The sequence below is a fragment of the Glaciecola sp. XM2 genome, assembly GCF_018595715.1.
Lineage (GTDB): Bacteria > Pseudomonadota > Gammaproteobacteria > Enterobacterales > Alteromonadaceae > Glaciecola.
In genome coordinates this window covers 1-12,907 of record NZ_JAHEOJ010000014.1, presented here as the reverse complement: position 1 = coordinate 12,907, position 12,907 = coordinate 1, and the positions used below count along the sequence as shown (strand labels likewise).

The 12,907-nt window shown below is 43.9% G+C and carries 8 protein-coding genes; 7 read left to right on the top strand and 1 reads right to left on the bottom strand.

All coding sequences use genetic code 11. The features are described from left to right. Window positions 1–417: 417 nt before the first annotated feature. From KJ365_RS00535 to KJ365_RS00510, 6 genes are all read left to right on the top strand, one after another. Complete coding sequence (locus tag KJ365_RS00535) at window positions 418–3,786, top strand: glycoside hydrolase family 16 protein (protein ID WP_214449673.1); 3,369 nt, start codon at window positions 418–420, stop codon at window positions 3,784–3,786. 11 nt (window positions 3,787–3,797) lie between these two features. Next, window positions 3,798–6,542 (top strand): TonB-dependent receptor, encoded by a 2,745-nt coding sequence (locus tag KJ365_RS00530; RefSeq protein ID WP_214449672.1) that lies wholly within the window; start codon window positions 3,798–3,800, stop codon window positions 6,540–6,542. 67 nt (window positions 6,543–6,609) lie between these two features. Further along, the gene (locus tag KJ365_RS00525) at window positions 6,610–8,166 is read left to right on the top strand and encodes a sugar porter family MFS transporter (protein ID WP_214449671.1); all 1,557 of its coding nucleotides are present in this window, start codon (window positions 6,610–6,612) and stop codon (window positions 8,164–8,166) included. A gap of 29 nt (window positions 8,167–8,195) precedes the next feature. Next, entirely contained in the window at window positions 8,196–9,479 is a 1,284-nt protein-coding gene (locus KJ365_RS00520; RefSeq protein WP_250883958.1) for a glycoside hydrolase family 2 TIM barrel-domain containing protein, read from the top strand. Window positions 9,480–10,199: 720 nt separating this feature from the next. Next, on the top strand, window positions 10,200–10,442 hold the full coding sequence (locus tag KJ365_RS00515; protein ID WP_214449669.1) for a type II toxin-antitoxin system ParD family antitoxin: 243 nt from the start codon (window positions 10,200–10,202) through the stop codon (window positions 10,440–10,442). Beyond that, window positions 10,439–10,738, top strand: coding sequence for a type II toxin-antitoxin system RelE/ParE family toxin (locus KJ365_RS00510; RefSeq protein ID WP_214449668.1), 300 nt, complete (start codon window positions 10,439–10,441; stop codon window positions 10,736–10,738). The genes KJ365_RS00515 and KJ365_RS00510 overlap by 4 nt, the downstream gene beginning before the upstream one ends. Window positions 10,739–10,805: 67 nt before the next feature. Here KJ365_RS00510 and KJ365_RS00505 read toward each other — a convergent pair whose 3' ends face one another. Continuing rightward, on the bottom strand, window positions 10,806–11,213 hold the full coding sequence (locus tag KJ365_RS00505) for a hypothetical protein (RefSeq protein WP_214449667.1): 408 nt from the start codon (window positions 11,211–11,213) through the stop codon (window positions 10,806–10,808). A 191-nt stretch (window positions 11,214–11,404) separates the two neighbouring features. On the opposite strand from KJ365_RS00505, the gene KJ365_RS00500 reads away from it, so the two are divergent. Continuing rightward, window positions 11,405–12,454 (top strand): IS110 family RNA-guided transposase, encoded by a 1,050-nt coding sequence (locus KJ365_RS00500; RefSeq protein ID WP_214449666.1) that lies wholly within the window; start codon window positions 11,405–11,407, stop codon window positions 12,452–12,454. Window positions 12,455–12,907: the final 453 nt, after the last annotated feature.

Here is a 12,907-nt window from a genome sequence, read left to right as displayed (position 1 = left end):
ATAATCACCTGTAAATACCTAAAACCTTATTTATTACAGTGCATTAGCTTGTTGCGGGCAACCTCTAACCGCAAGCAAGTAAACATTAAATACTAAATGTAAGCGTTTACATTTTATTATCATTAATTTATTATCGCAACATGTAATACTGAGCCGGTTACATTTTGTTTACATATTGCTAACAGTGGCAATACGATTGCAGAATGAAAAGCAATCTTTGTGCGGGATGCAAATGGAAGAGTCTCGTCTTATTGTGAACTTAGGTAAGACTGGTTGATGCAAGAGCAAAAAGCGGCAAAGTATTTTTACAATGCTCGCGAATGATTTAGGAAATCGATAAGGCGAATCATCAGGACGTGCTTATCGTTAAATTAACAAAAATAACGAGAACATCAAGTTAACCGGGAGAAATGCCGTATGACCATACACAACAAATGGGCGTTGATAGCAATAGCTACAGGCGCCACCCTAACCCTAAGCGGGTGTCAAAACGATGATGAAGCCATCGGCGGCACACTCGAAAACCCGCCTGCCCCAACGTCGGCTGCATACGAACTTGTATGGGCAGACGAATTTGATGGCAATGCGGTTGACCTCACCAAGTGGGAAATTCAATTGGGCGATGGTTCGTCCGTTGGCCTACCTGGCGGTTGGGGCAACAACGAGCGCCAATACTACACCGCCGATAATATCTCGGTAGAGGACGGTCTTTTAGTAATTGAAGCCCGCGCTGGCGACTCTCCTGATCCGGACTTTGATTTCACCTCCGGGCGCTTGCGCACACAAGGTCTTTTTGACTTTACCTACGGACGCATTGAAGCAAGCATTCAAACGCCAGCAGGTTTGGGTATGTGGCCAGCGTTTTGGACTTTAGGCAGCGACCCATCTCCATTTGGTGTCTGGGCTGCACGCGGCGAAATAGATATCATGGAGTCGTTTGGACAAGCGACACCGTTTATTGCAGGCACCGTGCATTTTGGCCAGCGCTTCCCGTTAAATGAGCGGGTAGGTAAAAACTTCGACATTGACCCGAGCGAAGGCTTCAATCAATACGCGGTAGAGTGGGACTCTCAGCGTATTCGTTGGTTTGTTAACGGGGAACATTATTTTACGGTGAGCCGTGAAACATATTGGAACTATTATTTTGAGAACCAGTTAAACGGTTTTGTATCTGGCGCAGAAGACGCACCATTTAACGAAAACCAGCACATCATTCTAAACCTTGCAGTTGGGGGTAACCCAACGGGTACTCCTAACCCAAACGATACTGACGTATTCCCCGGCCAAATGCTAGTTGACTATGTGCGAGTATATCAATGTCCTCTAGCCCCAGTAAGTGACGGCCTAGGGTGTGAAAACAGCATTGACCAGGTAGACCCGTTCATTATCACCCAAGGTGGTGATGGCACTCCTCCTCCTCAAGATGTAGTGATTACCGAGTTCAACCTCTATAACAACGGCACAGGTGCACTTTTCCCTGATAGCAATAGTGAGCGTCAGCTTAACATAGGTGTATTCGACAACAGCGGTGCATTAACCGTTGAAGAAGTTGAATCGAGCGATGCAGATCGCGGGTTGGTTATTGAAATAGAAACAACCGGCGGCGGCAATATTCAAATTAACGATTTAGCTGGCGGAACATTTGAGCTATTTGGCGTGGGTAACGCAAATGACAATGAATTCTTCGGTGGTGAATTGAAGTTTGAAGTATTCGTAGATAGCGCAAATACAACCGCTACAGCCCTTCAGGTTGGCGTAGATAGTGGCTTCCCTGACGTTGGATTCGTCCAGGTTCCGTTAACCGATATCGCATTAGACCAGTGGACGACAGTTTCGTTGGCGTTAAGCGACGTTATCCAGGGTAATCGTGGTGCATTCGGTGGAAACCCGCTTAATATTGAAGAAGTAGTCAACCTAATCATACTAGAGCCTGTTGGCGGTGCTGCTCGCATGCAGTTTGATAACATCCGCTGGTTATGTGGGGCTCCTCAGTCTCGCCCTTGCGGAATCGTTAGCGTTACTACTGTGCCTCAAAACGTCTTTATCGATAGCGTAGACCCTTTGTTTGACTTTGGAATTGGTGCTGTTGACAGCGGCTCAGGCTTTGCAACCTACACCGATGGCACCAACCCAGACGGTGTAAACAAAATCGAGTGGGAAATCATTACCGATGCTGACGCAGCTCGTGACCAAGTCATCGAAATCACATTTAATGGTGATGGCGAAAATGGCGTATGGTTTATTGCAACCGACCCTATTGATTTATCGAGCTACAACAACGGTGCGGTTGTGTTCGATTTATTCGTGACAGACATTGGTAGTGATACCAATACCATTACAATGCAAATTGACTGTGTCTTCCCTTGTACAAGCGGACCACAAGACCTTGGCAGCCCTGCTGAAGGCGAGTGGATTGAAATTGAAATCCCTCTGGCTCAGCTTATTGGAAGTGGTTTGAACACCGCTTCGGTAAGCGCAGGCTTAGTTCTTGCCACAACAGATGTAAATGCCACTGCGGTATTTTCAATCGACAATGTGCGTTGGGAGCCTACAACTGATATTGAAGAAATGGAGACGCCTCCACTTCAATTCTTTGCTGATTTTGAAGGGGTTGACCCTGAAGGTGGAACGTTAGGTGGTAACTGGCAAAGCTTTGGTACGGTATTTAATGCTGCAGGAGACTTTGTATATAACTACGGTGCTCCGTTTGCGACACCATTGAGCGATGTAGCTTTTGCGAACATTACTACTGACCAAGGTGGCGATGCTCAAGGTGAAAGACAGCTTGTTTTGTTCAATGATTACAACAATGCAGACCATAATAATGGCTTGTTTATTGAAGCAGCAACGTTCCAGCAAGTAACGCTTACTGCAAATGATAATGGTGTGTATACCTTTAGATTTGACGCACGTGCGCCAGATGCTGGAGCGATTGAATCGCCAACCACTGCTAAGGCCTATGTACAGACACTTGACCCTGCCAATGGTTTTGCTACCACGGGCCGCGTAGAAATTGATCTTTCGATGATTACTAGCACTGAATGGCAAACGTACTCGGTAGATTTCGCAATTAACGGCGAGACGATGGCTGGACAATTGTTAGAATTTGGTTTCTCTAACCGAACCACTGGCTTCGCGGCTTCTGGTATTGTCTTTGATAATGTTGGTTTCAATGTTTCAACTGGAGGCATTAGTTATACGGGTAACTTTGAAGGCCTCGATGCTTCAGCTGGTGAAATTGGTGACGGATGGAATAGCTTTGTTGCCGTATTTAATAGCGCTGGCGACTTTGCCTATGGTTACGGCCCTTTCCCATCGCCGAACGGCACAGGCAACATTTCACAAATTGCATCGGGTGAAGAAGGTCCTGACCAAGGTACGCAATATCTAAACGCGTTTAGCGATTATGGGAATGTTGACCATGGCAATGGCTTTCTAATTGAGGCTCTTACCTTCCAAGAACGTACCTTCCCGGCATCTGCAGCTGGTACATATACCTTCGCCTTTGACGCAAAAGCGCCATCCACCGGTGGAATAGAAGCACCGACTACGGCATTTGCCTTTATTCGCACGCTCGACCCTAACAACAGTTTTGGTATTAGTGCCGAAGTTAGGCTCGATATGACTGATGTCAGCAATACCGATTGGGCAAGGTTTTCGCTCGAACTAGCGCTAGGTGAAAATCTAGATGGCCATATACTCCAATTTGGCTTTTCCAATAGTGCTACCGCCTTTAACCCTAGCGGCATTTACTACGACAACGTAGATATGTCTCGGGCAGAATAAGGAAATTACCAATGAAACATCACAACAACAAAGTAAACGTATCGGGACAAAGTCTTATGAACGTACACTATAAGAAAACAAACAGAGTATGCACAGCGATAGCGCTCGCAGCGTTGACGTCTTTCACGAGCACAGCCTTGCATGCACAAGAAGAAGAAACGCAAGAAAAGAAAGAAGCAGAGGTTGAGCGTATTCAGGTCACGGTAGAACGCCGTTCCCAAGATATTCAAGACTTAGCAGGTACTGCATTTGCCTTTTCAGGCGAGGACTTGAAATCTCAAGGTATTCAAGACATCACTGATATCGCTGAGTCTATTCCGGGGCTAGAAATCGGTAATAACCAAGGTAATGTAGAAGTATGGATACGTGGTATTGGTAGTTCAAACAATACTGAGCTTGGCGACCCGGCAGCAGCGACTCACTTAGATGGCGTATATATCCCTCGCCCGTCTGGGATTGGTTCCGCGTTCTTCGATATTGCACGAGTGGAAGTAAACGTCGGTCCTCAAGGTACACTTCGAGGCCGTAACGCAACTGCTGGTTCTGTTAATATTATTCCGTGGCGTCCAGCTATTGATCAATGGAACGGAAGTGCAGAAGTAGAGCTTGGTAACTACGACCAGCGTTCTTTTTCTGGCGCGTTAAATATTCCGGTTAACGAGCGTCTCGCATTTCGTATTGCTGGTACTAAGGTAGACCATGATTCATATTATAACGATGTTGGTCCCTTAGATTTAGAGCTTGCTGAGGCTGCCGATAATTTAGGCCTGCGTTTTCAAGCTTTGTATGAGGCAACAGACGACTTAAGTATCTATTTCTCTTATGACTTTGCGCGCGAGCAAGGCACCGGCTATACCGGTACAAACTATGCACTTCCTTTAGGCTTAGGCATTGATCCTGACGATATTGAAGACCCTAGAGACGTTGTTGGTCGTGGCTTTACGCCAATTCAAGATACGATACATGATGGCTTTAAAGTTGAGATATCTTGGGACTTAGGCGAAGCGATTCTTGAATATAACGGAAGTTATCGTGATCTGATTTATGATTATCAGGCAGCTACGCCTCTATCGCCAGATTTCCCTGGCGTATTCGAAGCGCTTCAACCGCTTGACCAAGCATTAGATGACTTCTCTCGTTTTCAGTTCCTAACAGATTCTGAATCAATCATTCACGAGTTACGTTTGCTATCTGACGACGACATGAGTCGCCTTACCTACAGCGCAGGTATTTTCTTATTTGATGAGCGTCAACAAACGTTTTTAGCATCAGCGGGAGACCGCGGTGGTTTCTTCCAAGGTGCTGAGTTTAATCAGCCTAACACCGATACCGATTCGTTCTCTATTTATGGCGATGCGACATACGAGTTTAGCGCCGACACACGTTTAACGTTAGGCTTACGCTATACGAAAGATACCAAAACTCGACAAGGCGTAAACGCTCGCTATGCGTTTGCGTTAGGCGGGTTTGATGTAAACACAGGTAACACTTTCGGTTGTTGTATGGGTGCTCGTGTGGGCACAGAAGGGTTTGCCTTCGCGGGCTTTGACCGTACTATTTACGATCCCGATCTTGACGGAAGTGGCGCAGTTTCAGATGAAGAATTCTTAGCATTCTACTTTGATGGTATTGCCCAGTTTGGTCAACGCGACACCCTTGATGACATTTTTGCAAATGGCATCACCCCAGGTGGCGCCGATGTGCGTCCAGCATGCACTGATTCAGACGTTACCGATAGTCTGATTTGTAATGCTGATGGAACACATTCATTTGCCGTTCCAATCTCACCAAATAATTCTATTACGGTACAAGACGGTCGCATCGACAATTCGTTTGTTGATTGGCGTATCCGTTTAGAACATGACATAAACAACGATCAATTAGTTTATGGCTTGATTGCTACAGGTCATAAAGCCGGTGGCTTCAACGATACTTTCAGCGACCCTACAACAGGCATCACGCTAGCACCTACCTATCGTGAAGAGAGCGTCACGTTGTTTGAGTTTGGCTCTAAAAACGAGTTTGATTTAGGTGATATCCCTACTACCTTTAACTTCTCTGCTTTTTACAATGACTACCGTGATCAGGTTTTTACCAATCTTCTCTCGGTTGAACAAGCATTAGAATTTAACTCAGGTGCACCAGCAGATCCGCTAGATGCAACACCTGGCGCATTGGTTGTATCGTTTAGCTTCAATGCTGCCGACTCAGCCATTTACGGCATGCAGTTTGATGGAAAATTTGAACTACCCTATGACATCAACTTCAAATGGACAGCGCTTTGGTTAGAAGCAGAAATTGAAGACAGTCAAGACATACAAGACTCTCGTTTCCAAGCAGATGTTGCGCCTGACGAAGCAGTATTCCAGTCAATTGATGGAAATCGCTTACCTCGCACTCCGCGCTTCCAGTTAAATGCGACCTTGAGTCAGGTGTTTGATATCGATTCAGGTACGATTGATTATGTGGTCTCTGCAGGTTGGCGCGACGAGCAGTTCCTCACCATTTTCAACAGCGTAGATTATCAGAATCCAGACAATCCTCGTCGTCGCCTAGACGACAGCGTAGATGCATACTGGACAGCTGATGCTGGTATTGGTTACTCACACGGTGACGGTGCATTACGTTTTGAAGCCTATGCCAACAATTTGTTTAATGAAGTGCGCACTGCAGCGACCATCATTACGCAGTTTGATAACACACGCTTCTTTACGCGTCCTAGAACATTCGGTGTTCGCGTTCGCTACACTTACTAAGCAAAGCATAAAAGGCACCTCTTAATCGAGGTGCCTTTTTTATTTGTAATATTGGTGATAAAAACACATGCAAAAGCCGCCTAACAATAAAGGATTTACGTACGCCCTAGTGGTTGCATTGGGTGGCTTTTTGATGGGTTTTGACGCATCCGTTATATCGGGTGTTGTTTCATTTATCGAATCAGAGTTTCAGCTCGATAAGCTTCAAGTTGGTTGGGCGGTTGCTTCACTCACGCTGACGGCTTCTTTGGCTATGCTTATCGCCGGACCATTGAGCCAACGGTTTGGTCGAATCTCCATTCTCAAACTAGCGGCATGCTTGTTTGCAGTATCAGCGATATTATCGGCACTAGCACCAAACTATTTTTGGCTAGTCGCAGCGCGCATGCTCGGCGGATTTGGCGTGGGGGCAGCTTTAATTATAGCGCCGATGTACATTGCAGAATCATCACCGCCCGAACTCAGAGGTCGGAGGGTTTCACTCAATCAACTCAACATTGTAATTGGAATTTCAGCGGCGTTTTTTACTAACTACGCGATATTACTTTTCGCTCAGTCTGCGATGTTTGGCATTGACTTACAAAACGCATGGCGCTGGATGCTTGGCATCGAAGCACTTCCAGCTATCTTATACTTAATTGGGCTGTATATCGTGCCAGAGAGCCCGCGATGGCTGATGCTAAAAGGCAGAGATACCGAGGCGAACGAAGTACTCGACGCATCCATTGGAACACAAAAAGCACACATTGAAATAAACAATATAAAAACAGATCTTGCACGCCCTGAACATAAAACTCCAGTACTTGAACTGTTTCAGAAACCTTTACGGCTAGCTCTTTTTCTAGGCTTAACTTTAGCCATTACACAGCAAATTACCGGCATAAACGCTATTTTCTTCTATGCCCCTATGATATTCGAACAATCTGGTATTGGTACAAATGCCTCGTTTGTTCAGGCCATTTTGGTTGGGCTAACAAACTTAGTATTTACTTTACTAGCGATTGCCTTTATCGACAAAGTGGGGCGTAAACCACTTCTTGTGTTCGGTCTCAGTGGAATAGCGTTCTTTATGATGATGCTGGCATATCAATTTTCTAATGCACAATACATTATATCTGCTACAGACTTACAAGGCTTTGATGGTGTTGTCCTTAGCCAACTACAAAGTATTCAGGAGCAGGTATTTGCCTCAGATATAGCATTTAAGACAGCATTATCTATAACCCTAGGCACTGAGCAAGCTCTTAGCTTAGAAGCTGAATTACTCGCAGCGGCGATTAATATCAACGCCACTTGGGTTTTAATTGGCATTTTAGGATTTGTTGCATGTTTTGCAGTTTCTATAGGTCCGGTAATGTGGGTGCTTTTTTCAGAGTTATTTCCAAACCGACTACGAGCCATTGCTATCTCATGCGTGGGTCTGGTAAATTCAGCTGTGAGTTTTTTAGTTCAGCTCGTATTCCCCTGGGAATTAGCCAACTTTGGTAGTGCCCTCACATTTGCTATTTATGGCACCTTTTCGATTATTGGACTGGTAATTGTTATACGATGGTTACCTGAAACTAAAGGACGCAGCCTGGAGTCTATAGAAGTATTGTTAAACCCTAATTCGGCAAAAGCCTAAGGAGCATCTTGATGCGATTATTGAAACATATGAAACTTTTCGTACTCTCACTATTGTGCTGTGCACTCTCAATATCTGCTTTTGCTCAAGCAATTAAAGTTGAGATCGTACAAACAGAAGATGGTGGATACCAACTTCTGCGTGGCGGAGAGCCATATGTGATTAGAGGGGCTGGTGTTGACGGCGCCAGCTTAGAAGAACTAGCCTCCTACGGTGCAAACTCCTTTAGAACCTGGTCTATCGATGGTGGGGTTTATCCTGCCGCTGAATTGCTTGATAAGGCACATAAACTTGGCATGACTGTTTCCTTAGGTTTAGATTTTGCGAGGGAAAGACACGGCTTTGATTATAACGACCCAGAAGCAGTAGCCGAGCAACTTGAGCGCACGCGACAAAGCGTACTCGCGCATAAAGACCACCCTGCCCTTTTAACGTGGTTTATTGGTAATGAGTTAAATTTTGATTTTACCAATCCTGCTGTTTACGACGCGGTAAATGATGTTGCATTGATGATTAAAAAAATAGACCCTAACCATCCAGTAACAACAACTCTTGCCGGCTTTGACAAAAAAGCAATGGAAGCGGTTGTAGAGCGAGCCCCTGCCCTAGATTTTATAAGCTTTCAATTGTATGCCGACGTAGTTAACCTACCTAAATACATTGAATCGTTTGGTTACACAGGCCCTTATATGATCACCGAATGGGGCGCAGTTGGGCATTGGGAAGTGTTTCAAACGAAATGGGGAGCACCGGTTGAAACAACAAGCTCTGAGAAAGCCAGTAATTATGCGAAAAGCTATCTACAAGCTATTCAACCCCATTCAAAACAAGTCATTGGCAATTACGTGTTTCTATGGGGCCAAAAACAAGAGCGCACTAGCACTTGGTATGGCATGTTTCTCGATTCTGGTGAGCGTACAGAACCGGTTGATGTAATGAATTACATTTGGACTGGGCAATGGCCTGAAAACCGTACGCCGCGTGTCAGCCCTATCGGGTTAGATGGAAAGGTAGCGTTTGACAATGTTTATTTGTTTGCAGGCGATGAATATCAAGCCGCGCTAAATGCAGTCGACCCAGACGAAGATAACTTGAAGTTTCATTGGGAGGTTCGCAAAGAGTCAACCGCGACAGAAGTGGGTGGTGACTTAGAATACGTTCCAGAAGTTGTGGAAGGTGTTATCGACGATACATCTGCCCAGAATATCACGCTAACCGCACCCAAAGAAAAAGGCGCTTACCGTTTATTTGCTTTCGTTTACGATGGCAATGGCAACGCCGCTCATGCGAATTTTCCGTTTTTTGTAAAATAATCACCTCGGCGCTATGGCATTTAACGTTGCTAGCGTTGAACACAAAAAAGCCCTCTTTCTGAGATCAGATAGTGGGCTTTTTATTAGTGCATTTTTCATTCTAAGGCGGCAACGTGCCTTCTTTACTCTGGGGAGATAAACCTAACCCTGCCACAGCGCCAATCCCTCACAAATAATTAAAAAGTCACCCATAATCTAGTGACACATTACACCCACGAAAGCGGGGGGACCTCAAAAACGCCTAAATTTTGTTAGGTACTGACGCTACAACTACCACGACACTATGAAAACGGCCACACCATCAGCCTTATAATTTGGACTTTTCTCAATTATGCCCGCCAGTGTTAGTATTGCCTTCTGTTCCGAAGGATTCCCAGATATCGAAAGTTCTACAATCCTACCGTTAGAATACTCTTTGCCTAAATGCTCTAGCAATTCATTGATTGTAAAAAGTTTACCTTTAATGGATACATGGTTTGCATCAACGTATTTTGCATAAGTGGAAACCTTTGTAGGATGCGAACCAAAGCCGGAAATCGAAAATAGGAGAACACTCAAAAAAAGAAAAAGTCTTACCATTACTCTCATGCACCTACACTTTCGATAAGCGGTTTTTACGCGCTCTTTGTAAAAATCGTCTTCATCGTTTTGTTATCCATACTATTGACTTACACCTTTAAAATACCATAATTAGGTATATATCGGTATTGAGGATTAATTATGCCTAAAAACACAAGTATCACTCTCGGTGACCATTTTGACGGTTTTATTTCAAATCAAGTCCAGACTGGGCGTTATGGCTCAGCCAGTGAGGTCATCCGAACGGCTCTCAGACTACTAGAGTCTCAGGAAACCAAATTAAATTCGCTTCGTCAACTATTACATGAAGGAGAACAAAGTGGCGTCGCTGAATATAGCCTAGATTCCTTTATATCTGAAATAGATGATGAAGTTGATAAGTGAAGCGATTTAACTTATCAGTAAAAGCTAAGCAAGACTTAAAAGATATCGCGATATTTACTGAATCTCGTTGGGGAAGAGAGCAGCGAAACTTATACTTGCAGCAAATAGACAGTTCGTTCGCATTTTTAGCCAATAAGTCACATTTAGGTAAACTCTGTGATGAAGTTTTGAAAGGCTATTATAAATTTCCACACGGCAGTCATATAATTTTTTTCAAACGCATAGATCGTAATACCATTCTGATAGTTCGAATACTACACAAAAGAATGGACTACGCCGAAAATCTCAATGGATAGACACTTTACATAACCGGTTTTAGCTGCTCTTGCCAAAATCCGGTTTATGTTTTTGTTAGTTGCCATCTTAAAACATCCTAGAATATACATAAAATAGTGGTGAAACCAATAGCACAATCAAGACAATTGATACTGATTTAATTATTTTTATTGATAGAGCCGCATCTTCAAACGATTCATCTTTACCTAGCTCTAATGTTTTTGCGAAGTCGACGGCAGGCATCCAATAAAATGAATAATGTTCTTTATAGCCAAATACACCCCATAAAAGTGTGTAACAAAGCAAAATTGTCGCAGTCATTACTGGATAAACTAAATGAATTCGTTCGTAGGAAATGGTAAAGATCGCTACATACGAAAATACAGAGAACAACTCCCCTGCTGCTCGCCAGATGGATAGAGGCCTTACAGTTACCATTAGATAAATACTAGCAGCTACAAGACACCCTAAGTAAAAATAAGTCCATATAGGCATAAGTCTTCCTGTGGCAACTAACACTAAGCTAACGGGCAATAATATTGCGCGGTAATGCCGAAGGCACGCATTATTATTGTCCCAGTGACCGAAGGGAACGAGTTTAGCGCTTTGATACTCATTGAGTCTCCTCCTAATTAGCATAAACAGAGTTTATCCTAACAGGCGACAAAACCAACGGAGAAAACTCAATGAATTTCTATACTAATACACATCCTTACTATTGTGGAATTGATTTACACACCCGCCTACTTTATGTCTGCATTATTGATAATGAAAATAACGTTCTCGTCCATGAAAAAATTTCTGATTCGCCAGAGCAACTTATTCAGTTATTGACACCTTATCTCGGTAGTGTAGTAGTCGGCGTCGAGTGTATGCACTGTTGGTACTGGGTATCGGATTTTTGCGAACAGCACAACATTGACTTTATTCTTGGCCATGCGCTCTACATGAAAGCGATTCATGCAGGTAAAACTAAAAATGATAGAATCGATGCATTGAAGATCGCTAAACTCATGCGAGGAGGAAATTTCCCGCTTGCCCATGCTTACCCCAAAGAGCATCGCTCTATCAGGGATGCATTGAGAAGACGCACACATATTATGCGTATGAGTGCTCAACTCAAGGCTCATGTGTCCAGCACTGTTGGCCAATATAATTTACCTGCGCCTGAAACACGATTAAACCTACAAAACTCACCCGCCAGACAACATATGCACCACTTCTTTCCTGATGAGGCTGTGCAAAAAAGCATGGACTTAAATCTCAACATTATCGATACCATGGTGCACGAAATCTATAAAATCGAGCATTACGTCAAGCTCAAAGCGCAGATCAACAAGGGAAGTGACTTCCATATTCTAAGATCCTTTCCTGGTATTGGTAAGATTCTCGCCCTAACCATCTTATATGAAGTGGGTGATATACAGCGCTTTCCTCGTGTCCAACAATTTGCGTCATACGCACGACTCGTAAAATGCAAAGCCGAATCTGCAGGAAAGTCCTATGGCACTCAGGGCAATAAAATAGGTAATGCGCATTTGAAATGGGCATTCAGCGAAGCCGCCGTTCTGTACTTAAAAGGCAATGACAAAGCTAAGCGATACCTTGAAACGCTTCAGAAACGCATGAGCAAAGCTAAAGCGCTATCAGCTTTGGCACATAAAATAGGCCGCTGTGTTTATTTCATGCTCAAGAACCAACAGGTATTTAATGAAGATAAGTTTTTAAACGGGTAAGTCGCGCAGTGGCATGAGCTTCATCGTATAACTGGGAAAATGGCGAGTATCTTGTTATCGCACATCAATCTGCCCTAGCAGCATCGATAACTATACCAACTGACCTTAACCAATTCGCTTTGATTAGACATGCCACTGTTGCGCAACATAAACTTTTATCAGACTTTGCTTACACCTTCGCTGAGCCCGCCACTAACTGGTTCTACTAAGCCACTCAGCTTTGAATAGGACAGATGAAGGTTAACCGATGAATGTCTAGTGCCGTTGACCATCAGAAGGAACTGAAAAGTGCAACATTAAGAGCCTCTATATGTGTTTGACGTGAGCAATATGCTCAACATCGACCATGACAGACGAAGTAAACAAAACTGATGAAAGGAATTAGATTGCTCATAAAAAAATGAGCAATAGGTGTTCTTTTGTCATTGACAGACCGGAGGCTCATATGTGTTA